This is a genomic window from Paraburkholderia sp. BGA-UO-ETr-F21, from assembly GCF_059567925.1.
In genome coordinates, this window is the sequence record NZ_JCAQOY010000037.1 from 263,721 (window position 1) to 287,504 (window position 23,784).

22 protein-coding genes are annotated in these 23,784 nt (G+C 65.2%); 10 read left to right on the top strand and 12 right to left on the bottom strand.

The window, feature by feature from the left end:
• The first annotated feature begins 16 nt into the window (after nucleotides 1-16).
• The 5 genes from AC57B1_RS24880 to rpe all read left to right on the top strand — a co-directional run bounded on the left by AC57B1_RS24880 (nucleotide 17) and on the right by rpe (nucleotide 6,033).
• Nucleotides 17-1,144, top strand: coding sequence for a class 1 fructose-bisphosphatase (locus tag AC57B1_RS24880; RefSeq protein ID WP_496418995.1), 1,128 nt, complete (start codon nucleotides 17-19; stop codon nucleotides 1,142-1,144).
• Between the two features lie 64 nt (nucleotides 1,145-1,208).
• A complete protein-coding gene (locus AC57B1_RS24885) occupies nucleotides 1,209-2,081 on the top strand; it encodes a phosphoribulokinase (RefSeq protein ID WP_091803556.1) in 873 nt (290 codons plus the stop codon).
• A gap of 46 nt (nucleotides 2,082-2,127) precedes the next feature.
• Complete coding sequence (tkt, locus tag AC57B1_RS24890) at nucleotides 2,128-4,182, top strand: transketolase (protein ID WP_496418996.1); 2,055 nt, start codon at nucleotides 2,128-2,130, stop codon at nucleotides 4,180-4,182.
• Nucleotides 4,183-4,246: 64 nt separating this feature from the next.
• Nucleotides 4,247-5,284 (top strand): class II fructose-bisphosphate aldolase, encoded by a 1,038-nt coding sequence (fba, locus tag AC57B1_RS24895; protein ID WP_496418997.1) that lies wholly within the window; start codon nucleotides 4,247-4,249, stop codon nucleotides 5,282-5,284.
• A 29-nt stretch (nucleotides 5,285-5,313) separates the two neighbouring features.
• Nucleotides 5,314-6,033: a ribulose-phosphate 3-epimerase gene (rpe, locus tag AC57B1_RS24900; RefSeq protein WP_496418998.1), complete on the top strand. Its 720-nt coding sequence runs from the start codon at nucleotides 5,314-5,316 to the stop codon at nucleotides 6,031-6,033.
• A gap of 22 nt (nucleotides 6,034-6,055) precedes the next feature.
• Here rpe and AC57B1_RS24905 read toward each other — a convergent pair whose 3' ends face one another.
• The 3 genes from AC57B1_RS24905 to AC57B1_RS24915 all read right to left on the bottom strand — a co-directional run bounded on the left by AC57B1_RS24905 (nucleotide 6,056) and on the right by AC57B1_RS24915 (nucleotide 10,193).
• Nucleotides 6,056-7,438, bottom strand: a complete 1,383-nt coding sequence (locus AC57B1_RS24905) for a DUF6513 domain-containing protein (protein ID WP_496418999.1) — start codon at nucleotides 7,436-7,438, stop codon at nucleotides 6,056-6,058.
• Between the two features lie 89 nt (nucleotides 7,439-7,527).
• Nucleotides 7,528-8,106 (bottom strand): flavoprotein, encoded by a 579-nt coding sequence (locus AC57B1_RS24910; protein WP_091803545.1) that lies wholly within the window; start codon nucleotides 8,104-8,106, stop codon nucleotides 7,528-7,530.
• Nucleotides 8,103-10,193 carry a sigma-54-dependent Fis family transcriptional regulator gene (locus AC57B1_RS24915; protein WP_496419000.1) on the bottom strand — a complete coding sequence of 697 codons (2,091 nt, stop codon included), beginning with the start codon at nucleotides 10,191-10,193 and terminating at the stop codon, nucleotides 8,103-8,105. The genes AC57B1_RS24910 and AC57B1_RS24915 overlap by 4 nt, the downstream gene beginning before the upstream one ends.
• A 439-nt stretch (nucleotides 10,194-10,632) precedes the next feature.
• Between AC57B1_RS24915 and AC57B1_RS24920 the strand changes: the two genes are divergently transcribed.
• Nucleotides 10,633-11,157, top strand: a complete 525-nt coding sequence (locus tag AC57B1_RS24920; protein WP_408353535.1) for a dihydroneopterin aldolase — start codon at nucleotides 10,633-10,635, stop codon at nucleotides 11,155-11,157.
• Between the two features lie 79 nt (nucleotides 11,158-11,236).
• Here the strand turns inward: AC57B1_RS24920 and AC57B1_RS24925 are convergent, their stop codons facing one another.
• The 9 genes from AC57B1_RS24925 to AC57B1_RS24965 form a co-directional block, all read right to left on the bottom strand.
• On the bottom strand, nucleotides 11,237-11,644 hold the full coding sequence (locus AC57B1_RS24925; protein WP_496419001.1) for a hypothetical protein: 408 nt from the start codon (nucleotides 11,642-11,644) through the stop codon (nucleotides 11,237-11,239).
• A gap of 87 nt (nucleotides 11,645-11,731) precedes the next feature.
• A complete protein-coding gene (gene fae, locus AC57B1_RS24930; RefSeq protein WP_091803533.1) occupies nucleotides 11,732-12,241 on the bottom strand; it encodes a formaldehyde-activating enzyme in 510 nt (169 codons plus the stop codon).
• 101 nt (nucleotides 12,242-12,342) lie between these two features.
• Nucleotides 12,343-13,281, bottom strand: coding sequence for a triphosphoribosyl-dephospho-CoA synthase (locus tag AC57B1_RS24935; protein ID WP_496419002.1), 939 nt, complete (start codon nucleotides 13,279-13,281; stop codon nucleotides 12,343-12,345).
• A complete protein-coding gene (locus AC57B1_RS24940; protein ID WP_408353541.1) occupies nucleotides 13,274-14,308 on the bottom strand; it encodes an ATP-grasp domain-containing protein in 1,035 nt (344 codons plus the stop codon). The genes AC57B1_RS24935 and AC57B1_RS24940 overlap by 8 nt, the downstream gene beginning before the upstream one ends.
• The gene (gene mch, locus AC57B1_RS24945; protein ID WP_496419003.1) at nucleotides 14,305-15,345 is read right to left on the bottom strand and encodes a methenyltetrahydromethanopterin cyclohydrolase; all 1,041 of its coding nucleotides are present in this window, start codon (nucleotides 15,343-15,345) and stop codon (nucleotides 14,305-14,307) included. The genes AC57B1_RS24940 and mch overlap by 4 nt, the downstream gene beginning before the upstream one ends.
• A complete protein-coding gene (locus AC57B1_RS24950) occupies nucleotides 15,320-16,522 on the bottom strand; it encodes an ATP-grasp domain-containing protein (protein WP_496419004.1) in 1,203 nt (400 codons plus the stop codon). Before AC57B1_RS24950 ends, mch begins: the two co-directional genes overlap by 26 nt.
• 43 nt (nucleotides 16,523-16,565) lie before the next feature.
• Nucleotides 16,566-17,507: an NAD(P)-dependent methylenetetrahydromethanopterin dehydrogenase gene (locus AC57B1_RS24955; RefSeq protein ID WP_408353546.1), complete on the bottom strand. Its 942-nt coding sequence runs from the start codon at nucleotides 17,505-17,507 to the stop codon at nucleotides 16,566-16,568.
• 115 nt (nucleotides 17,508-17,622) lie between these two features.
• Entirely contained in the window at nucleotides 17,623-18,651 is a 1,029-nt protein-coding gene (locus AC57B1_RS24960) for a beta-ribofuranosylaminobenzene 5'-phosphate synthase family protein (RefSeq protein ID WP_496419005.1), read from the bottom strand.
• Between the two features lie 179 nt (nucleotides 18,652-18,830).
• The gene (locus AC57B1_RS24965) at nucleotides 18,831-19,229 is read right to left on the bottom strand and encodes a 4a-hydroxytetrahydrobiopterin dehydratase (RefSeq protein WP_091803514.1); all 399 of its coding nucleotides are present in this window, start codon (nucleotides 19,227-19,229) and stop codon (nucleotides 18,831-18,833) included.
• Between the two features lie 423 nt (nucleotides 19,230-19,652).
• Here AC57B1_RS24965 and AC57B1_RS24970 point away from each other — a divergent pair, with 423 nt between their 5' ends.
• The 4 genes from AC57B1_RS24970 (at nucleotide 19,653) to AC57B1_RS24985 (ending at nucleotide 23,773) form a co-directional block, all read left to right on the top strand.
• Nucleotides 19,653-21,470 carry a methanol/ethanol family PQQ-dependent dehydrogenase gene (locus tag AC57B1_RS24970; RefSeq protein ID WP_408353552.1) on the top strand — a complete coding sequence of 606 codons (1,818 nt, stop codon included), beginning with the start codon at nucleotides 19,653-19,655 and terminating at the stop codon, nucleotides 21,468-21,470.
• Nucleotides 21,471-21,641: 171 nt separating this feature from the next.
• Nucleotides 21,642-22,061 carry a c-type cytochrome gene (locus AC57B1_RS24975; protein ID WP_091803505.1) on the top strand — a complete coding sequence of 140 codons (420 nt, stop codon included), beginning with the start codon at nucleotides 21,642-21,644 and terminating at the stop codon, nucleotides 22,059-22,061.
• Nucleotides 22,062-22,091: 30 nt separating this feature from the next.
• Nucleotides 22,092-23,003, top strand: coding sequence for a substrate-binding domain-containing protein (locus AC57B1_RS24980; RefSeq protein ID WP_091803502.1), 912 nt, complete (start codon nucleotides 22,092-22,094; stop codon nucleotides 23,001-23,003).
• Nucleotides 23,000-23,773 (top strand): hypothetical protein, encoded by a 774-nt coding sequence (locus AC57B1_RS24985; protein ID WP_496419006.1) that lies wholly within the window; start codon nucleotides 23,000-23,002, stop codon nucleotides 23,771-23,773. Before AC57B1_RS24980 ends, AC57B1_RS24985 begins: the two co-directional genes overlap by 4 nt.
• The last annotated feature ends 11 nt before the right edge of the window (nucleotides 23,774-23,784 follow it).

A 23,784-nucleotide genomic window follows, 5' to 3' on the forward strand; every position in this document is an offset into this window, starting at 1 on the left:
TCCTCAGGAGAACGCCATGCAAGACGGACGTACGACGCTTTCGAAGTTTCTGATCGACACCCTCGACCGCCAGCCCAGTTCGGCGGGGACGGTACGTAACGCCGGCCTCTCGGCGCTCCTGATCGACGTCGCCGCCGCGATCAAGTCGATCTCCGCGATGCTCACCAAAGGCGCGCTCGGCGGCAACTACGGTTCCGCGCAGAGTCTCAACACGCACGGCGAAGAGCAGAAGAAACTCGATGTCGCGACCAACGAAATCTTCGTGCAGCAATGCGAATGGGACGGACTGCTGGCGGCGATGGCGTCCGAGGAAATGGAGAGCGTCTATTCGATTCCGCCTGGCTACCCGCGCGGCGACTATCTGCTCGCCTTCGATCCGCTCGACGGTTCGTCGAATATCGACATCAATGGTGTGGTGGGGTCGATCTTTTCGGTGCTGCGCAATGGCGACGGCAACGTGGACGGCAACGCGGGCGAGCCGCGCGGCACGATCGGCGAGTCCGCGTTTTTGCGGCCGGGCCGCGAACAGGTGGCGGCGGGTTACGCCGTCTACGGCCCATCGACCATGCTCGTGCTCTCGGTCGGCAACGGTACGCATGGCTTCACACTGGAGCGCGACATCGGCAACTTCGTGCTCACGCATTCGAATATCCGCATTCCCGAAGACACCGTCGAGTTCGCGATCAACGCGTCGAACGAACGGTTCTGGGAACCGCCGGTGCGCCGCTATGTGCAGGAATGCAAGGACGGGCGCAGCGGATGTCGCGCGAGCGACTTCAACATGCGCTGGATCGCCTCGATGGTCGCCGAGGTGCATCGCATCCTGATGCGCGGCGGCGTGTTCATGTACCCGCGCGACTCGAAGACGGCGGCTATGGAAGGGCGCTTGCGGATTCTGTATGAAGCCAGCCCGATGAGCTTTCTCGTCGAACAGGCGGGCGGTCTGTCGATCACCGGGCGCGAGCGCATTCTCGACGTGGTGCCGCGCGCGCTGCATGGACGCGTGCCGGTGATTCTCGGCTCGAAGAACGAGGTGGAGCGCATCGGCCGCTATCACGGTGAATACGACCGTGGCGAGGATCAGCCCTTCAGCTCACCGCTTTTCAGCCGGCGCTCGCTGTTCCTGCCGGGTTTCACCGCCTAGCGGTCCGAATACCCAGGCTCGCGAAGCGCGGCCGACCAGAACACTACTATCCGGAGACAAGCGCATGTCAGTCAAACACCCGATCATCGCGGTAACCGGTTCGAGCGGCGCCGGCACCACGACCGTGATGAAGAGCTTCACCCATATTTTCCGGCGCGAAAAGATCAACGCGCAGATCGTGGAAGGCGATGCTTTTCATCGTTATGACCGCAACGGCATGCGCGAGGCCATGAAAGAGCACGAGCGGGATGGCGCGCCGAATTTCAGCCATTTTGGACCGCAAGCGAATCTCCTCGAAGAACTCGAGTCTCTGTTCGCCAGTTACGGCGAGAACGGCACCGGAAGGTTGCGCCACTACGTGCATGACGAACCCGAAACGCGGCTCTACAAGCAGGATGCCGGAACTTTCACGCCGTGGGAGGACGTGACGCCCGACACGGACCTGATGTTCTATGAAGGGCTGCACGGCGCGGTGGTGACCGACGATATCGACATTGCGCGGCACGCGGATCTGCTGATCGGCGTCGTGCCGATCATCAACCTCGAATGGATCCAGAAACTGCATCGCGACCAGACCATGCGCGGATACTCGCACGAGGCCGTGGTCGATACGATCCTGCGGCGCATGCCTGACTACGTGAACTACATTTGCCCGCAGTTCTCGCGCACACATGTGAACTTCCAGCGCGTGCCGACGGTGGATACATCGAATCCGTTTATCGCCCGTGAGATTCCGCAGCCAGACGAGAGCTTCGTCGTGATCCGTTTCGCTCGCTCGAAGGGAATCGACTTCCAGTATCTGCTGACCATGCTGCACGACTCGTTCATGTCGCGCCCGAATGTGATCGTCGTGCCGGGCGGCAAGATGGGTCTGGCGATGCAACTGATTTTCACGCCGATGATTCTGCAACTGGTCGACCGTCGGGCGCGCGCCTGAGGCGCCGCGCAACACGGTCCGTCCATTTCGAGCAAGGAGACATTCGATGAGTGCCGTCGCAGAATCCGTCGCACGACCCGTCCCACTACCCGCAACCCGGCTGATGGCCGACGCGCTGCGCATGCTCGCGATCGATGCGGTCGAAGCCGCGAAGTCCGGTCATCCCGGCATGCCGCTCGGCATGGCCGAGATTGCCGTCGCGCTGTGGGACCGGCATCTGAAACACAATCCGCGTCATCCGGCGTGGCCCGACCGCGACCGCTTCGTGTTGTCGAACGGGCACGGCTCCATGCTGTTGTATGGGTTGCTGCATCTCACCGGCTACGACCTGCCGATCGAGGAACTCAAGCGGTTCAGGCAATTGCACAGCAAGACGCCCGGGCATCCTGAAGTGGGCGTGACCCCCGGCGTCGAAACGACCACTGGCCCGCTCGGGCAGGGATTGGCAAACGCGGTCGGCATGGCGCTCGCCGAGGCGCTGCTCGCGCGCGAATTCAACCGGCCCGGCCATTCCATCGTCGATCATCGCACGTATGTATTTGCCGGCGACGGCTGCATGATGGAGGGCATTTCGCACGAGGCGGCTTCGCTCGCCGGCACCTTGAAGCTCGACAAGCTCACGGTGCTGTACGACGACAATGGCATCTCGATCGACGGCCACGTCGCGCAGTGGTTCGGCGACGACACCCCGGCGCGTTTCGCGGCGTACGGCTGGCATGTCGTGCGCGAAGTGGACGGGCACGACGTGGACGCGGTCGACCAGGCCTTGGCGCGCGCACGCGCAACGGACCGGCCGACGCTGATCTGCTGCCGCACGGTGATCGGCAAGGGGTCGCCGTCAAAAGCGGGTACGCACGATGTACACGGCGCGCCGCTCGGCGCCGACGAAGTCGCGAACATGCGGCGGGTGCTCGGTTGGCCGCATGCGCCGTTCGCAATGCCCACAGAGGTTCGCGCGCTGTGGGACGCGAGCGAGCGAGGCGCGAGCGCTGAAGGCGACTGGAACACGCGTTTCGCAGCCTATCGCAAGCACTATCCGCATGAAGCGGCCGAGTTCGAGCGGCGCACGCAAGGCACGCTGCCCGCGCAGTGGCACGATGCGGTCCGCGCGATGGTGCGCGACGCGGACCACGCGGCCGAATCGATTGCAACCCGCAATGCCTCGCAGCAGGCAATCACCGTGCTGGCTCGCGCATTGCCCGAACTGTTGGGCGGTTCGGCCGACCTGACCGGCTCGAACCTCACCAACTGGAAAGCCTCGGTCGACGTGCACGCCGACGACAACGGACTGCGAGGCGGCAACTATCTGCACTACGGCGTGCGCGAATTCGGCATGAGCGCGGTGATGAACGGCATCGCGCTGCATCGCGGGCACATTCCGTTCGGCGGCACCTTCCTCACGTTCTCCGACTATTCGCGCAGCGCGTTACGCATGGCCGCGTTAATGAAGACCCGTTCGATTTTCGTGTTCACGCACGACTCGATCGGCCTCGGCGAAGACGGGCCGACGCATCAGCCCGTAGAGCACGCGGCGAGTTTGCGGCTGATTCCCGGACTCGATGTCTGGCGTCCGTGCGACACCGTCGAAACCGCTCGCGCGTGGGCGAGCGCGGTGGAACGCGACGGCCCGTCGTGCCTGCTGTTGAGCCGCCAGAATCTGCCGTTCGCCGCACGCAGCGGCGAACAGATCGACGCGATCGAGCGCGGCGGCTATGTGTTGCGCGACTGGCCGGCGCAGGCTGGGCAAGCGCGGGTCGTGCTGATCGCCACTGGCTCGGAAGTCTCACTTGCGCTCGATGCCGTCGTGCTGCTCGCCGAAGCGGGCATCGCCGCGCGGGTCGTGTCGATGCCGTCCACCAGCGTGTTCGACCGGCAGCCCGGTGCATGGCGCGACGCGGTCCTGCCGCCGGGTGTGCCGCGCGTCGCGGTCGAAGCGGGCGTGCGGGCGTTCTGGCGGCAATACGTGGGACTCGAAGGCGGCGTGGTGGGTATCGATACCTTCGGCGAATCCGCCCCCGCTGCCGCGCTGTTCGAGCATTTCGACCTGACCGCGCGGGCCGTGGTGGATGAAGCCCGCCGCGTCGCGCAACGCGCGCGATAACGCCGCCATGCGGGACGCCGCGACCCAATACGTTCAGATCCGATTCGACTTCGAGGAGTTTGCGATGCCCTTCATAGCACTGCGGCAACTATTGGACCACGCGGCCGAGCACGGCTACGGCGTGCCCGCCTTCAACGTGAATAACATGGAGCAGATCCACGCGATCATGCAGGCCGCCGAAGCGACCGCCAGTCCGGTGATCCTGCAGGCGTCGGCGGGCGCGCGCAAGTACGCGGGCGAACCGTACCTGCGCCATCTCGTGCTGGCTGCGCTGGAGGCGCATCCGGATATCCCGCTCGTGCTGCACCAGGATCACGGCGCGAGCCCGGCGGTGTGTCAGCAGGCAATCCGCTCGGGCTTCACGTCGGTGATGATGGACGGCTCCTTGCTGCCCGACCAGAAGACGCCCGCAGCCTACGAGTACAACGTCGACGTGAGTCGCCGGGTCGTCGAGGCGGCGCACGCGGTGGGCGTTTCCGTCGAAGGCGAACTCGGTTGTCTCGGTTCGCTCGAGACCGGCACGGCGGGTGACGAGGATGGTGTGGGCGCCGAAGGCCAGCTCTCGCGCGGCGAGTTGCTCACCGATCCGCGCGAGGCGCAGATTTTCGTGGAGGCGACCGGCGTGGACGCGTTGGCGATTGCGATCGGCACGTCGCATGGCGCATACAAATTCAGCCGCCAGCCGACCGGCGATATTCTCGCGATCGACCGGATCGTCGAAATTCATGAACGGATTCCGAACACGCATCTCGTCATGCACGGTTCCTCGTCGGTGCCGCAGGAGTGGCTCGCGGTGATCCGCGAATACGGCGGCGAGATTCCCACCACATACGGCGTGCCCGTCGAGGAAATCCAGCGCGGCATTGCGCATGGCGTGCGCAAGGTCAATATCGACACCGACATCCGGCTCGCGATGAGCGGTGCGATGCGCAAGTCGATGGCGAATGCACGGGCCGAATTCGACCCGCGCGCCGCGTTGAAGGCGGCGACGGCGGCGGCGAGCGCGATCTGCGTCGAACGTTTCGAGGCGTTCGGCTGCGCGGGCCAGGCGTCGCGCATCAAGCCCTTGCCGCTCGATGCGATGGCGCGCCGTTACCACTAAACCACTGACCTGTTTCCAAGGAGACGCCCATGCGTGATTTCCTGATCGCCCCATCGCTGCTGTCGGCGGATTTTGCCCGCCTGGCCGACGAGATTCGCGACGTGACCGCGGCCGGCGCGGACTGGATTCATCTGGACGTGATGGACAATCATTACGTGCCGAACCTCACGGTCGGGCCGCTCGTGTGCTCGGCCATTCGCCCGCATACGTCCGTGCCGATCGACGTGCATCTGATGACGATACCCGTCGATTCGCTCGTGACCAGCTTTGCCGAAGCGGGCGCGAATACCATCAGCTTTCATCCGGAAGCGTCGCTGCACGTACACCGCACCATCGAGCTCATCAAGACGAGCGGCGCGCGCGCGGGACTGGCGCTCAATCCGGCCACACCGCTCACGGTGCTCGACCACGTGATCGAGCGGCTCGACGTGGTGCTCGTGATGTCGGTGAATCCCGGTTTCGGCGGGCAGGCGTTCATTCCGCAAACGCTGGATAAACTGCGGGCGTTGCGCGAACGGGTCGATGCGACGATGCAGCGGACCGGAAAGCGATTGCTGATCGAGGTGGACGGCGGGGTGAAGGCGGCCAATATCGCGCAGATCGCGGCGGCGGGCGCGGATGTATTCGTGGCGGGTTCCGCGGTGTTCGGCGCCGGCGACTACGCGCGGGCGATCGCCGCGATGCGCGACGAACTGGAGCAGGTAAACGAAGACAGCGAAGGTGCCGGCGCGTTGGCGATGGCGCAATGAATGGACGCTCGGGCGCTGGCCTTCAGCGCTTTTTCATCGTCTCGCCCGGCGCGTGCCACGCCGTGAGGTCCTGCTCGGGACGCTCGACCGCGCAGCCCCAGTCGAGCGGCTGGTCCTGATCGAAACGCTTGCCGAGCCGCCATGCGATCTCCGCGCGCGCGAGCTGGACGCCCATATAGAATGCGTGGCCGCCGTCGGCTTCGAGATGCAGGTCAGGGTAGAGCGCGAATGGGTCGCCTGCCTGGCGATGGCCGTCGCGGTTGTAGACATGAATGCCGTCGGCGCTGACCTGGACACGGAAGTTGGGGTCGCGCACGTCGCGGGCAAACTCGTCGATTTCGGCGGCGCTGTACGGAAACGGGCGTTTGGCATGAACGGTCGCGAGATCGCTGTTGATGCCTTTGGGCAGCACCTGCGCCTCGCGGGCGGCGTGCATCACCCGGCGGGCTACGTCGGCTTCGCGCACTGCGCGCCGCGCATGCAGGCTGACTGACGTGGTGAGCACCGCGCTCACGCGAAGCTCCGCGGCCATGCCGAGCAGGACGGCGTTGATGCCGCTGGTGTCGGCCTCGGTCAACTCGGTGACATTGCCGATGCCCATCATGATGGCAATATCCGGGTAACGCTCGCGCAGCCGGACATAACGCGCAATCGACGCGGCAAGGCCGAATGGAATCGGATCGAGAATCGGGTCGGCGAGAAACGCGCGTCCGCGTGCGGCGAGCAGCTCGATCGCGGCGTCGAGCGAGGCCGGATTGCCCGGTTCGCGGGCGACGAGGATCGGCGTGGACGGCACCTCGTCGGCGATCCATAGCGTATCGAGGTTCAGGCTCATCAGATAGTCGGCGCCGGCCCGGCCGCCGCGCAGCAGTTCTTCGCTACGCATCGAATCGACGCTCACACGATACCCCTGGTCTTTCAGCAGGCGCACCGCGTCTTCCAGATGCGGAAAAGGCGTTTCGGGCAGGCAACCAATGTCGATCACGTCGGCGCCCTGTGCGGCGTACTCGCGCGCCCGCGCGGCGATGCCGTCCAGGTCGAGCCGAGGCGCATCGACGATCTCCGCAAAAATATCGGTCTCGTAGCGCGTCAGGTCGAAAGGCTGCGCCTCGCGGCCGAAGAATTGCGGCAGATCCTTGACCTCCTCCGGGCCGCGCTCGAACGGCACGCCGTAGTGTTCGGCCAGCGCGGCGAGATCGCCACGGCAGCGACCCGGCACGATCACGCGCTGTGCCGCGAGCGGAAGAGGCACTCGGCGGCGGATCATGTCGGCCGTCATGAGTGCCGCGACCTGCAGGCCGATTTCGCGAATCTCCCAACTGAACGGCGTCGGCGCCATGCTTTCGAGCACGCGGATCAGGCTCTTTTCGGCGAGCCGGCCAGTCAGGAAGACAATGTGGTCCATGTCAGTACGGGTCGGTCCGCGCAAGGCGTATTGAATCCCACTCGGCGAGCCGCGACCGCAAGGCGCGTGGGGGCTGTTTCATGCGAGATTTATGCGAGATCGAGAGTCGACAAGCGTTCAGCGAGCGCCGCTTTCAGTTCATCCAGCGAGCGGACGAGCGTCGTGTATTCGAAGCGCGACAGGCGCTCAACGTTGTCGAGTTCGATCGCCCGCGGACGCAGTTCGACCCATTCGTTCGGGCTTTGCGTGACCACGGTCGGTTCCGTGTCGCATGCAAAGACAATGCCCGGAATGCATTGCTTGCCCGCCTGCGCGTACATATTGGTCGGCAGCGTATCGGAGATGCCGAACGCGCATTTGGCCACCGTATTGCTGGTGGCCGGCGCGATCACGACCGTGTGATACATACCGTGATAGAGCATGCCGACCGGCACGCCACTCGCGCTATTGTCGCGAAACACGCGGAAGTGCTTGCGCAAGGTCGGCAGCGGCCAGCCGTAAAGCGGCAGCACTTCTTCCGCGGCTGCGGAAAGGAAGAGGTCGACGCGCGGCAACTCGAGCGCGAGCGCAATCGACTCGTCGAGCAAGTGGCCGGAGCCGGTTACGCACCATGCGAAGCGCGCATCGGGCTTGAAGTCCGCGAGATTGCGAGCGGGCGCCTGGGTCATGCGTTACAGGGCGGCGATTCTTCGGAGGGCGAATCGTCGGGTGACAGTCCGTCGGGCGGCGCGCCTTCGAGCGCCGAGCCGTCGTGCGACAGACGGATGTGCAGCCGGCGCATCTTCCGGTACAGCGTGTTGCGGCTGATGCCGAGCGCCTTGGCGACGTTGCTGACATTCCAGCGATGCTCGTCGAGCAGCGTGAGAACGGTTCCGCGTTCGTTCAACTGGATCGCATTGAGCGCGGAAAGATCCGCTTCGTCGGCGAGATGCGGTTCGGGGTCCACTACCGCCGTGCGGGAAGCCGCCACCAGTCCGGTTTCCGGCCCACGTTGCGTGACTTCGGCAGGCAGGTCTTCGCAGCGGATCGGCTGCCCGTCGCACAGCGCGATAGCCATCTGCAACACGTGACGCAACTGGCGGATATTGCCGGGCCACGCATAGGTCAGCAACGCGTGTTCGGCTTCCGGGGTCAACTCGGGTGGTTCATCGTCGGATTCGTTTTCGAGCAGATGATGAATGAGCGCGAGCTTGTCGATCCGTTCCGCGAGCGGCGGCAGATTCAGTTCGACGCCTTTGAGCCGGTAATACAGATCCTCGCGGAATTGCCCGCTATGCACGAGTTCGAGCAGATTGCGGTGACTCGCGCTAATGAGCTGAAAATCGACCTTGATGGTCGTTTCGGCGCCGAGCGGCGTGACCTCGTGTTCCTCGATCACGCGCAGAAGCCGCGCCTGCAACGAGAGCGGCATGTCGCCGATTTCGTCGAGAAAGAGTGTGCCGCCGTTGGCCTGCACGATCTTGCCGCGCCGCCCTTCGCGCTGCGCGCCGGTGAAGGCGCCGGCACGATAGCCGAACAGTTCGCTTTCGATCAGGTTTTCGGGCAGCGACGCGCAGTTCACCGGCACGAACGGGCCCGCCGCGTGCGGGCTGATGCTGTGCAGCGCCTGCGCGAAGACTTCCTTGCCGGTGCCCGTTTGCCCGCGGATGATGACCGGGATTTTGCGCTGGACCACGCGCGCCGCAAGCTGGATTTGCGAAGCCATGCGCGGGTCGCCGAATTCGAGGTGCGCGATTTCGTCGAGCCGGGCCGGCGCCGGCCGTTTGTCGACGGCGCTGGCGCGCGCGGCCGGCGCTGTCATCGCCACCCTGGTGCCGCGCCCCGCGCTGCTTTGCGGCGTTTGCGCGACGAGAAAGAAGCGGTTGGTCGCGTTCGCGCTATACACGGTGACAGGATGAAACGACCCGCGAATGCTGCGCGCGATCATGTCTTCGAGCGATGCATTGAACGCTTCCTCGATGCGCCGGCCACGCAATTCGCCGAGCGTGCGGAAACCGAGCTGAAAGAGGGCGCTGCGATTCGCGGCGAGCACCGTGCTGTCGTCCGCGACCGCCAGTTTGCCGCCGTGCAGCGTACCGACGAATTCCGGGCGGCTGTGGAAGTGGATCATGTTCGCGTGCCGGTAACGCGCATCCAGCAGGCGGTTTTCGATCATTTGCCGCGACATGCCCACGAGCACCAGAGAATGCTGCTGGAGCAGCTTCGAGCGGCTCGTCACGTCCAGCACGGCGGCAATCTCGCCGCGGTCGTCGAAAATCGGCGCGGCGGAGCAGGTGAGCGACGTATAGCGCGGATAGAAATGTTCGTGCTGGCACACGGCGATGCAGTCGCGTTCGGCCAGACACGTGCCCATGCCGTTCGTGCCGGCTTCGCGCTCGCTCCACAGGGCGCCGACGCGAAAGCCGTCTGCCGCCACGGCTTCAGCGAAAGGCACCGACGAAACCTGATGGACGATCATCCCACCCGCATCGACCAGCACGACCGCCAGTTCGGGATCGGCCAGTTGCTGATAAAGCGTGGTCATTTCGAGCTTCGAGCACGCGATCAGATCGCCCATGGCATCGCGGCGCGAGCTTAGTTCGTAGTCCGTCAGGACCGGGGGCGTGACAAAACGGGAAGGGTCGAGCTGGAATTCGTTCATGCAGCGCGCCCACGATTGAGCGACGGGTTCGCTCGTCGGTCGCGTTGCCAACTGATGGTTGACGACGTTCAGAACTTCGCGGACGTGCAGCGTGCTGTCAGCAAGCAACGACATAGGGCCTGTCTCCGTTGCGTCAGTTCGTGCGCGCCGGTCCGCATTGCGTTGCATGAGTTCTGCTTCGCGATGTGCGCCACGAGTGCCGCTTTATCGATACTGTCTTCCCCTTGCGCCGCGGCTTCTGCGGTCCGTATGCGCACCGAGTGATTCGCCGTTATGTCAGGCGTCGGCTTAAAACTGTACGCCGGATGTCGCTCCCGTTCAATAAGAAGTCGCCATAACCCTACATGGCGTGCCCGATTTTTGCTTTTCCCGAAGCCATGCCGTGAAGAACGTTTCCAGCTCGCCGGCAGCAGGGAGAGTGTTGCAGGTTCGGCGCAGAGTGCTGCGCGTGCTGTCACCCGACCTGCTGTATGTTTACCCGTTTGCGTTTACCCGAATCCCGTCGTCTAACTCGTCTTGCTCAATTTTTTGCCGCACTGCGGCGGAGTACACCATGGACCGTATCGATGCCGTTCGCCTTGCCAGTTTCTCCGCTGCCGGCGCGCCGGGCGCCACTGTCCCGTCCGATTCGCCCGCTACCGGCACGCGGCCCGGGCGCATGGACATCGTTTTTATCGAGGAATTCATCGGTCAGACGATTATCGGTATCGACAGCAGCGAGCAACATGTGCTGCAGCCGGTGCGGATGAACCTCGCGATCGGGGTTCCCGCGATCCGTGCATGCACGACTGATCGTATCGAGGACACGATCAACTATGCGGCGGTGCGCAATGCGCTGCATGCGTTGCTCGCCTCGCACGGCGTGCGCCTGCTCGAAGCGCTTGCTGAAGCGGTGGCGCGCCTGCTGATCAACGACTTTGGTGCTCATTGGGTGCGTGTGGCGCTCGCCAAGCCGGCCAAGTTCGATGACGTGGCGGCCGTCGGCGTGCAGATCGAGCGGCAGCGCAGCGATATGGCCCAACCGGCCACGAGTCTCGTGGGGTATGCGTCGCTTGGAGCAGGGTTGATTCCGAACTGAGCGCGACAGGGCGGCGCGGCGCCGTTGCCGGCTCCGCGCGCCAAGGCCCTCACACGCCTGACATGCGTCACACGCTCGGCTATTTCGCCGACGCCGTTTTGTCGGAGCCTATTCCGCAACGGCGATAGGCGTCCGTCTGCAACGTGCGGAATTTCTTCGTCTGCGCCTTCGCGTGGTCGACCCGAAATTCCGAGCCGCCTTCGCCGCCCAACGTTGCGTACTTCGAGAACGTCGACTGAGCGACGAAGTCATCGTAGGACAGCTTGGCGGCCATCTTGTCGATCACGCACGAGCATTTATAGACGTTCACGAAATCGTGCCCGTTGTCGTCCATGCAACTCAACACGTATTCGACGCGGCCCTGCGTCGGGTAGTTGTAGCCCCCCGCCGGGGCAGGCGCCGTGGGCGTGTCGCCGTCCGCCCATGCGAGCGGTACCGCGAGCGCGATGCAGGCACAGGCCGCCAGCGCACGACATCGTATGGTCATCTCATGCCTCTATCGAAGAGTTCGCGCTTCGGCCCGGGTCCTGCGCAACGGCGGGCGCCCGTCGCATCCACGCGAACTCGCGCACACTCAGTTCGGGGCAAACGGATGCGCGACGCTGCCCTTCTTCGCCACGACTTCCGCGGCAGTCGGTTCACCGGCAACCGCGCGCTGGATCGCCTCACGCGTTGCCTTGTAGTTGAACTCCTGAATCTTCTTGTCGTCTTCCGCCTGCCAGTGAATGAAGACGCCGACGCACAGGAACAGGTCGTCCGCCTCGTCCTTCGGGATCGTGCCGTCCTCGACACTGTCCGCGACAGCGAGCGCAACGGCGTGCTGCGCGGGGCCGAACATCTGCACGGCCTGTTTGGCGCCCTTGATGGTCACCTTGTTGAACAGAATCGTGTTCGGCTTGGTGAGGAGGTTTGGTGCGATGACGGCAAGTAGCGATGTAAAGCCATCCTTATTATTGGTGAGCGCATTGCAGAATGCGGTTTCCGCAGCCGAACCCCGCGGTCCGATCAGCAAGTCGATGTGTGCGACCTCGTTGCCGTCGCCGACGAGCGACTCTCCTATCAGCACGCGATTGATCTTGGCCATTCTGTTCCTCCGATGAGTGGAATACGGACTTGCTGACTGACATGCCGCCGGTGGCGATCGTATTGCCCGATCGCCGGGCGGCTGGTTGATGCACGGTGGCACTAACTAACAGGATCCGTGCCAGTGCGCGGTTCGCGCCGCTCGCGTGGCGATGCGCCGGCGTTGCAGGCGCAGGCGAGGCAGCCGGCGACGAACAGCGTCGCCACGGTCAGGTCCGCGCTGGTGCCCGGGTTGATCGCGCTCGCCTTCAGTTCGGCATCCCATGCATCGAGCGGTTGAGCCGCCGCGTCAGGGTGCTTTTGCGCGAGCGCGAGGCGCCATTGCGCGTGCCGCTCGCGTGCCGCAAGCGTGACACTCTGCGCCACGGCGCGACCTTGCTTACGCACAATGTGAGAGTCGGGCCAGTGGCCGAGAAAGGTGAGAAACACATTGAGGGTCGCGACGTGTGGCTGATCGGCGGGCATCTCGCGATACGCGGCGAGCCCGGTTTCGAAGATGTCGCGAAAGCCCTCCGCGTATTGACGGGCGATGCTGTCGCGTCCGGCGGCGAGCGTCATCGCCTCGCGCAGGTCGACGGTCGGCGGCTCGTGGACCGATTGCTCGGGGGCTTCGCCGAGACCGCCGGGGTTGGCGAGCGCAATTGCGCGGTACGTGAGGCGCGCGTCGTCGATATCGAGCCGCGCGAGCACGCGCGCGGTCGCCGTGCGCCAGGCGTTGGCCGACAGCGGGCGCACGGTGTCCTCCAGCGCCGCGGCGAGCGGGGCGACGAGCAGCAGGATGCCGAGGTTCGTGTTGCAGCCGACCGCGTCGCGCGTGCGGGTCAGCGCATCGAGCACGCGCTGGCCGACCGGCGCGCCGCGTTTGAGCAGCGCATCGGCGGCGGCCTCTGCGCTGGTGATGAACTGCGCTGCTCGCATGCCGTGGCCTGCGCTTTGCACGCTGACGTTGCCGGGCTTGGGCGTTTCCACATCGAGCCGGCACGCCGCGAGGAAAGCGGCGTGAACGTCGTCGACTGCGACGGAACAGGGAGGCTCAGCCATGACGTCCATGCAACGCCACGACGGCGGCCTCGCCGGTTTGCGCGGGCTCACTGACGGCGCGGCGCTGCGCGGGCAGCTTGCGCTGCAGCAGGTCGTCGGCGAGCGCCGCGGCGAGATCGACCGGCGTGACGGACTGCAGGCCGCGCCATGCCGCCACGCCGTTCACTTCCAGCACGAGCGGCCGGGCAGCGTCTTGGGGATCGGGAATCAGGTCGACGCCCGCATAGTCGAGTCCGAGTGCCTCGGTGGCGCGCACCGCGGTTTGCGCGAGCGGCAGATCGAGTTCGGCCGCCTCGCATGTCGCGCCTTGCGCGAAGTTATGAATCCAGCCCTTGCCGCCGACCCGCCGCATCGCCGCCACGGCGCGGCCGCCGATCACCAGCACGCGCCAGTCGAAACCCGGGCGGCCGCCATCGATATAGCGCTGTAGATACGCAACCTGCTGATACGGTTTGAGCGAGGGCAGAGGGGCCAGCGCGCCAGAATGGGGGCCGCCCGCGCCGAGCCGTTTGAGTCCGTGGCCTTGCGAGCCGAACAGCGGTTTGAGCACGACCTGGCGTCCGGCCGCCGCTTCGCGCATCAGCACACGCTGCGCGAATGCCGCCGATTCGCCGGCCCATGTCGCGGGCGTCGGTACGCCGTTGCGGTGCAGCAGAAAACTCGTCATCGATTTATCGACGCTGCGCTCGATCGCGCGCGCGTCGTTGTAGACCGGCACGCCGGACTCGCGCAGCGCATGCAGGATGCCCAGCCGCAACGTGACTTGCTCGAAGGTGCCGCCGGCAATGCCGCGCACGAAAACCGCGTCCGGCAGCGTGTGACCGAAGCCCGGCAGCACCAGGCCATGCGGTTCCCACGTCGTGTCGATCCGGCAATCCGCCAGATCGATGCAGCGTGCTTCCGCGCCGCGCGCGCGGAAGGCTTTTTTCAGGCGTCCGGTATGCCAGCCCGTTTCGTCGGTCATGATCGCGATGCGCAGAGTCGCTCGCGGGGTGACGGATTCGGCGTGAGGCTCGGGGAAGCTCATGGCTTGCCGCCCCATTGGTCGTGCAGCAATGCCGCGTCGACGCGCCCGCCGTGATACGTCGCGCCGCTCTCGAGACTGCTCACCCACACTTCGGCGGGCGCGAACAGCGCGGGATCGATCTGATAGAAGTCGTAATTGAACGACGTGAAGATGTCCGCGAAAGGGCGGCCGTAATCGCGTGAAGTGGAAGCGGGCAATTCCTCGGCGAGCTGTCTGGCCACGGCATCGTGCTTTACGGTGAGATGCACGCGGCCGCCGTACAGGATCGCGTCGTTGGTTCGCCCCATTGCCTGAATGCCGTCCGGCGCGGGAGGCGGCAGCGGCGCCGAGCCGCCGCCTTCCACCACCTCGTCCAGCGCGACGCCGAGCACATGCGTTTTGTGCAACGCAACCTCGACGACACGCGCCACCACCTGTACCGTTCCCGCGACAGAGTGTGTCGGCGTGGTAATGAGCGTCAACCGCTCAGGTGCGAGGCCGCAGTCGTGCACCACCTTGTCGATCACGACCTGCGGCGGCAGGCGATCGACCTCGAGCACCAGCACGCCGCGCTCGTGCCGGTCGCGATAGCCGAGTTCGGCGAACAGCGGCTCCTTCACCGCCAGCGCGCGCGCCGGACCCGAACCGAGCGAGAAGAACTTCTTGCCGCCGGTCTGTTCCTTCGTCGCCGACAGGCTCCAGCCGGCGTACTGGCTGCCGAGGCAGGCGAGCACCGGCCACGAGGTGCGCACTTCGATCATGCTGGGCCACAGCGGCTGCGCGTCCTGGCTTTCGCGCACCGTGACGTGGCCGAGGCCGCCCATGCAGATGCGCGCAATCAGCACGCCGGCCGCGACGCTGCCGGGCGCCGTGACGCCCGCGTCGACCAGCACGGTGCCGTGTTCCGTGTGGGTGATGGCCGCGCCGAAGCGCACGGCGTCCTCGACCAGACGGCTGACGAGACGCTCGCTCAGCGCGTTGACGCTTAGCGCGGCAGCACCGGCGAGCGGCGGCTGCGGAGGTTGCGGCGCGTCAGGAGTGGCATTGGATGAAGGCATAGTCGGGCTCATGACAGGTTTCGATTCGTTGCAGAACGAGCGCATGCTGCGCGGCGAGCGCGTACCGCACAGCGTCCACCGAACTTGCGCGCACGAGCAGCGTGCACACCGGGTCGCCGGCTTCGATCCGCATGCCGGGCATCGGCACGTCGCGGCAGAGCGGGTCGCGCAGGCACGCGTCGCTGAAGGACTGGGAGACGGCGAACGGACGCGGCGCGAATAGCACCTGTTGACCCGCCCGCCACGGTGACGCAGCGGGCGCGGCCGGCAGGCGGCCGTGGCGGCAGGCTTCGATATGACAGGCGAGCAGGCCGTGCGGCCACGCGTGCGGCGACGCGGTCTCGTAGAGCGTCATCGTCGACGAGGGGCGGGTGTTGATTTCGAGCAGTTCGAACGCGTCGCCGTCGAGCAGAAAGTCGCAGCTATTGATGCCGGTGAGGCCGGTCTGCGCGCAAAGCGCGGCGATGGCCGCGTGCACGCGTGCCACCACGCTCGGCGGCAGATCGATCGGACCGATCGATCCGGTATGAACGAAGGGCAGATGCCCCATTGCGCAGGTGAGTTGCTCCGCGAAGCCAAGCACGCACGCACTGCCGCGAGCGGCAATGAAAAGCGCCGATAGCGAGCGCCCGTCACGCCGGCGCTGGAAATAGGCTTGCGCGGGCACGCGCGCATCGCCGAACGCCGAGGCCGGCTCGATATGGGTGCCGCCGCAACCGTCCGCGCGTTTGACCAGCCATCCTTGCGTGGTAGCGGGCGGCGCGAAGGCGACCGGCGGATGCGGAATATCCAGCGCGTCCAGTAGCGCGAAAAACCGCTGCGGTTCGCGCACCGCGGCGCTCGCTTCCACAGGATTGCCAATGAAGCGGGGCAGGCCGGGCATCGCGCACAAGCGCGCGACGAACGGCTCGAGCCCGCTGCCGTCGATCCAGCCGATGAGGCCCGGCAAACGCGCGGTGCGTTCGAGCGCCGCGGCGAGTTGCTGCCCGTCGATCGCCAATGGCCCGCCGCCAATGTCGAACCACAACTCGGACGCCTCGCGGGTATCGCGGTCGCCGAACACATCGAGCGCGGCGACGCGCAGGCCGGCGCGCGCGGCGGACTGCGCGAGCATGCGGGCGGACAGTCCCGCCACGACGACGAACGGCGCGTGCGGGAGCAATGGGCGCGGCTTCATGGCGACTCGGGTCGTGGTAACGCGCGGGTGCGACGCAGCGCACTCAACCGAGGCCGGCCGCGACGGCGCGGGCCTCGTCGAAGGCTTGCGGGAAACCCAGGTAGACCGGCTTGCCGCCGGTGCGCATGCGGATGAAGAGACGATGCTCCACCTGGTATTTGACATTGCCGATCGCCAGCGCGCCGATGCCGATGGCGCCGCCCGCCGTCGGCACGCCTTCGATCGGTTTGCCGTCGTTCATCACGTTGACGCCCGCAATGCCTTCCGGCGGCACGGCGTTCACATCCGCGGCAATCAGCAGATGCCGGGCATGCGCGAGATCCTCGGTGCCGACCACCTGCACGCCGGCGATGGCCGTGGCGAGCACGATTTCGGCCTCGCCCAACGCGGCGCGCAGTTCTGCCGGGGTTGCCGTGCCCACGCCCTTGGTGACGATGCCAAAGCGCTGATTGATGTCGTCGCTGACATGCATCGCGCGCGCCGGGTCGCTGTGGCTTGCAATCGACACGTCGGCGCCGAGCGAGGCCGCCATAGCCGCGGCCACACGTCCCACCGCGCCGGTGCCGCCGAGAATCAGCACGCGCTTGCCGCCCAGTTCCATGCCGAAGGCCTTGGCCAGATGCCGCTCCACCAACGCGACGAGCGCGGCGGCGGTCGTGTACGAGCCGCTCGGATCGGCGAACACGGAGACTTCGAACGGCGGCACCATGGCTTTGCGCGCGCTGTCGAGCATGTCGGCCGCAAGCATGACGTCGCGTCCGCCGATAAAGATGCCGGTGCGCGACACACCCTTCGGACCACGCGAGAAAATCGCGTCCTGGGTCAGGTTCGCGACCATCCCCGCATCGACGCCGCAGTACGGCACGATGATCTGGTAGCCGGCGTCGGCGGCCATGTTCACGTCGAACGGGCTCATCTGCGGCGTGGCCGTGAACATGTGCAGGATATAAGGTCTTTCAGCGGGCTTTTCAGTGGTGTCGGACATGGCGGAAGGCTCGTTCAGTGACATTTCTCATGCAAGCCGCAGGGGAGGGCTCGTGGCGGCGCGGGGTTGTCCGCGGCTGGCGGATCGGCGGGCCGGAGCTCGGGACCGAGGCGCATCATGCGGCGTCGATGTGCTGCTGCTGCCGTGCTTCGGCGGAGCGCACCGTCGCGCCGCGATTGCGTCCGGTGACGATCGTGCATTCGATGTGCGGCAGTCCGCGCGTGGCCTCGCGTGCCGTGGCGAGCGCAGCTTCGGCCTCGCGCGCGTTGGCGACGATCGCAAAGCCCGTCGGTCCCCACGAGGTCTGGCCGATTCCCGCGGTTTGCTCGGCGGCCACGGCGCGCAGCGCGCGCTCGACATCGGGGCTCGCGAACACGCCGCCTTGCACGGGCGCGAAGTATTCGCCGATGGTTTGCTGCATCTGCGTCAGACCCTGCGCAAAGGGCACGATGTTGCGTTCCGCGGCGCCCGGCAGAATCTTCATCAGCACGAGGTGGCACAGATGCGCGGCGAGTTGTTGGGGAAACGGCGCGAGCGCGGCGAGGCCGCGGCGCTCTTCAGCACCATGCAGGCCCTCGCGGGCGTTGTCGCTGACAAGCAGCACACGCCAGCTATCGGGAAACGGCTGGCGCGCGAGCAGAGGCGGCACGCCCGCATGCAGATCGCCGGACGGTCCGCCGTCCACCAGCAGGCCGCCCGCATCGAAACCGAGTACGCCGATGCCCGAACGGGCGCCGCGTCCGAGCAGACTGGCAAGCTCGGCTGTGGTCGCCACGTGGCCGAGCAGACGAACGAAGGCGCTGCCCACGGCGAGCGAGAGTTGCGTGCCCGATCCCATGCCGCTGTGCGCGCGCGGCGTGCGGACCGCTTCGATCGCGACGGGCGTCGGGTCGTAGGCCGCGTGCAGCCGTTCCAGACAGATCGCAATGCGCTCGCGTTCCGCATCGGTCACCACACCGTCGATCCGGTCACGCTCGGCGAGCCGCGCTTCGACGTGGGTGCCCGCGCCGTCGATGACCAGCCCGAGACTGCCGAACGCGCGTCCGAGCGAGGCGTTCGGATCGAGAAACCCCAGATGCAGCCGCGCGGGCGAGTCGACCGACACGGTGGCTTGAGGCGGAAGGCGGCGAACGTGAAGCTGCATTGCGAGTGTCCTTGTTCGTGCTTGAGTGGCCGCGCATGACTTGCAGTGCATGAGTTGCCGCGCATGAGCGGGCATACCCGAAGAGGCCGCCGCGGCGACCGCGCGTGCCGCGGCGCGGCGGCCCGGCGGGGGACTTCAAGCGAAAGCCGTACCAGGCCCGCAGCACGCGGCAGCGCGCTTCAATCGCTCGGGGTGGTTTTCGGCTTGTCGTACTTGATATAGCGGAAGCGTTGATCGTCCGTCGGTGTGCCTTCGAGGGGGCCGCCTTCAGTGCCCGGCTGCCACTGAATGAACGACTCGATCTTGCTGGCGAGCGCGAAGTCCTTGTCCGTGATGCCTTTTGCGGAATGCGTCTTGAGCTTCACGGTGACGAATGCGTAGGAGACCGTCAGATCGGGGTGATGCCAGGCTGCTTCCGCGAGATGGCCCACCGCGTTCACGACCATCAACGTCCCCTTCCAGCCTTCGGTGCGGTATTTGCGCCGCAGCCACCCGTCTTCCAGATACCAGTGCTGTAGCGGGCCGACGAGGCGTTGCTGGATCTCCTCGTCGGAGTAGACCTGTTCTGCGTTTGCCATGACCGTTGCTCCACACGTGTTGGAACCACCCTTAACCACATGATGCGCTGCAAATGACGGGCCAGTGAACGGGTCGCGCCGTAGGTGCGCGCGTTCTGTTGTTGCCTGCTTCGCGACGGACACGCTTCGTACCGCCGGGTGACACAGTATGTCCCACCTGCCGCGGCGCAGCCGTTGCGGCCACGCTGCCGAAGCGCGGCGCGCTTCGGCGCGCGGCGCGCCCGGACGAGCTTGTGGCGGCGAAGGATGCGCACGGTGGTTCGATTCCGGCATGGAATATGCGTTGGCCGTCATGCGCCATAAAGCCCGGCAACGATCGGGAAGCGGCGCTGATCGTTACCCGCATTCGAGGAGGCGCGCCCGATGCGACGAGGTAGCGTGGGTCATTCGTGAGTTGAACAGCAAGACCATTCTGGAGGAGACATGAACTTACGCACCACGGTTCTTGGGCTCGCGATCCTCGCGTCGGCAGCCTTGAGTTCTTTCGTTGCACAGGCCGACTCGCAGCTCGACGGGCTCATGAAGAATCCGTCAAACTGGGCGGCGCAGGCGGGTGATTATGCCAACCGTCGCTATAGCCCACTCAAGCAGATCAACGAAAACAACGTCGGGAAACTACAGGTCGCCTGGACCATGTCGACCGGCGTGCTGCGCGGCCACGAAGGCTCGCCGCTCGTGATCGGCGACACCATGTATATCCATTCGCCGTTCCCTAACAAGGTCATCGCCATCAACCTGAAGGATCAAACGTTCATCTGGCAGTACCTGCCGAAGCAGGACGAGTCGGTGGTCTCCGTGATGTGCTGCGATACCGTCAACCGCGGGCTCGCCTATGGCGACGGCAAGATCTTCCTGCAGCAGGCGGATACCAAACTCGTCGCGTTGAACGCGAAAACCGGCGATGTGGTCTGGACCGCGCAAAACGGCAATCCCAAGGCAGGTGAAACCAACACCAACGCGCCGCACGTGTTCGGCGACAAGGTGCTGACCGGCATCTCCGGCGGCGAGTTCGGCGTGCGCGGGCGTCTCATCGCGTATGACATCAAGACCGGCAAGCCGGCCTGGACGGCCTACAGCACGGGTCCGGACAAGGACATGCTGATCGACCCCGACAAGACGACGACCTATGCCGACGGCAAGATGGTGCCGGTGGGCGCGGATTCGTCGCTGAAGTCGTGGAAAGGGGATCAGTGGAAACTGGGCGGCGGCACCACCTGGGGCTGGTACGCGTGGGATCCGAAACTCAACCTTGTCTACTACGGCACCGGCAATCCGGGTACATGGAACCCGACGCAACGTCCGGGCGACAACAAATGGTCGATGTCGATCTTCGCGCGTGATCTGAACACCGGTCAGGCCAAGTGGGTCTACCAGATGACGCCGCACGACGAGTGGGACTATGACGGCGTGAATGAAATGATCCTGTCGGACCTGTCGATCGACGGCAAGAAGGTTCCGGCTATCGTTCACTTCGATCGTAACGGTTTCGGCTACACGTTGAATCGCGAAACCGGACAACTGCTGGTTGCGCAGAAGTTCGATCCGGCTGTGAACTGGGCTGATCGCGTCGATATGAAGAGCGGCAAGCCGATTCGCAACGCGGCCTATTCGACGCAGGCAGCCGGCTCGGATCACAACGTGAAGGGCATCTGTCCGGCGGCGCTCGGCTCGAAGGACCAGCAGCCGGCAGCGTTCGACCCGGGCTCGAGCTTGTTCCTCGTGCCGACCAACCACGTCTGCATGGACTATGAGCCGTTCGATGTCGACTACGTGTCGGGCCAGCCGTATGTGGGCGCCACGCTGTCGATGTATCCGGGCCCGAACGACAACAACTCGATGGGTAACTTCATTGCCTGGGATGCTTCGAAGGGCAAGATCGTCTGGTCCAAGCCGGAGCGGTTCTCGGTATGGTCGGGCGTGCTCGCGACCGCGGGCGGCGTGGCCTTCTACGGCACGCTGGAAGGCTACATCAAGGCCGTGCGCATCAAGGACGGCAAGGAACTGTGGCGCTTCAAGACACCGTCGGGAATCATCGGCAACGTGTTTACCTACGAGTATCAGGGCAAGCAGTTCATCGGTGTCTATTCGGGTATTGGCGGCTGGGCCGGTATCGGCATGGCGGCGGGCCTCGAGAAGTCGAATGAAGGCCTCGGCGCGGTGGGCGGTTATCGCGAGCTTGCGAAGTACACGGCACTGGGCGGCACGCTGTTCGTGTTCGCCATTCCCGGCGGCAACGGCTGAACGGCCGGGTCGGGTTGAAACGCGCGGCCGGTTTGCCCTGTGAAGGTTCGGGCAGCCGGCAGCGCCTTCGATCCCACGAGTCGTCTACGAGTTATCCGGGGCGCGCCATTTCGTCCACGCGTCGATGAAACGCGCCGAGGCGCGGCCCCACTTTGAAGGAGACATGTGCATATGAAAGGCCGATCAATCTTGTTGCGGGCGGCTCTGCCCGCCTTTTTCATCGTACTGCCCGCTGCGTTCGCCCAGACCAATCCCGCGATTGCCCAGGTGGCGTACAAGGTGGTCGATGGCAGCAAGGTCGACAGCAATACGCTGCAAGGATGGAAGACCTGGCGCGCGCTGGCCTGCGAACGCTGTCACGGCGCGCAGCAGCAGGGCATGGTCGGACCGTCGCTGGTCGAAGCGTTCAAGACGCTGGACAAAACGGAGTTTCACCGCACCGTATTCGGCGGCCGGGTCGACAAGGGCATGCCCGACTTCAGTTCGAGCCAGATGATGCAGAAGAACTGGGAGAACCTTTACGCCTATCTGAAAGGGCGCTCCGACGGCCAGATCAAGCCCGGCGATCTGCAGGCCATCGACGCGAAATAGCGCCCGCGTCTCTACTTCAGGAGGTTATCGATGCGTCATGGCAAACGAATGCCCACGCACGTCGCGCTCGTCGCCGCCGCGCTGTGCTACGCGGTGATTGCAGGCGGCGCGGTGCGTGCCGAAGGCGAGGCAATGCCGAATAACGATGGCGCCGACGGCGTGCTGCGAGTCTGTGCGGACCCGAACAACATGCCTTTGTCCAACAACAAAGGCGAAGGTTACGAGAACCGGATTGCAAGCCAGATGGCGAGCGATTTCGGCTACAAGCTCGAGTACACCTATTTTCCGCAGCGCATGGGCTTCGTGCGTCACACGTTGCGCGAGAAGGTGCCCGAGACGGAGCGCTACAAGTGCGACCTGATCATCGGCGTGCCGAAAGGCTACGACATGACCTCCACGACGCAGCCCTACCTGCGTTCCACGTATGCGATGGTGTTTACCAAGCGGCCTGAACTCGCCGGCATCAACACGCCGGACGATCTGCTCAAGCTGCCGCCGGACCAGTTGCACAAACTGCGCTTCGGCATTTTTTCGCAGACGCCCGCGGTCGACTGGCTGCTCAGTCATGACCTGATCGATCAGGCGGTTTCGTATCAGGTGCAAAGCGGCGATCCGCAAGAATATCCCGGCCAGATGATCGAAAAGGATCTGCAGGCGGGCAATGTCGATGTGGTGTTCCTGTGGGGGCCGATTGCGGGTTACTTCGCCAAGCGTTCCGGCGATACGGTCAAGCTCGTGCCATTCCCCGCCACGCCGGGGATCCGCTTCGACTATACGATCTCGATGGGCGTGCGCTACGGCGAGAAAGCGTGGAAGGACAAGGTCGATCAATGGATCGGCGCGAACCACGACAAGATCGACAGCATTCTCACGAGTTACGAAGTGCCGCTTCTGAAGCCCGTCGACACGCCGGCCGGCAAGCCCGCGGACGGGTCGCCATGAAGGGTGCGCGAATGCGGTTGCGCCGCGCGTGGCGGCAAGTGCTTGCGGTCGGTGTCACGTGCGTGGCGTGTGGGATGCATGCCGCGGCGTTTGCCGCGAACGCCGATGAAATCTCGGCCGCCGAGCGGCTCATCTTCACGACGGATCATTTGCAGGGCGTGCAGCAGCAGACCGAGATCGACTACACGTTCCTCAGCTCGAATCAACCGGCGCACAGCACGGACGTCGTCAAGGTGCTGGTGCTCAGCGCGGACAATGCCAAAGGCGATGCCCAGGTGTCCGATCACAGCGGAGCCGTGCCCTTGCCGAATGCCGGGTTGCAGTGCAATCCGGTGATCATCTATTTCCTCGAACGCGATATCACGGAGATGCAGAACCTGACCGGCGGGCAACGGCGCTACTTCCAGCAGCGTCTGCGGCTCGCGCTCGCCGCGGGGCCGAAGATCGAGACGGTCACCAGTCAGATCGGCGGTAAGACGGTCAAGGCCCGGCAGATCGTCGTGCAGCCGTATCTGGGAGACCCCAATGCTGAACGCTTCGCGCAATACACCGGCAAGCGCTATACGTTCCTGATCGCGGATTCGTTGCCCGGCCGGGTCGCGCTGATCCGCACCGACGTGCCCGGCGCGAACAACGATTTTGCACATCCGGTGCAGACCGAGACGCTCAGCTTCCAGGCGGCGTTGCAAAAACTGCCGTCGCCGCCGCACGCGCCGCACGCGCCGACTACGCCGGTGAAGCCTTCCGACGCGCCTCGCGCGAGCCGTTAGCGAGGCCGCGC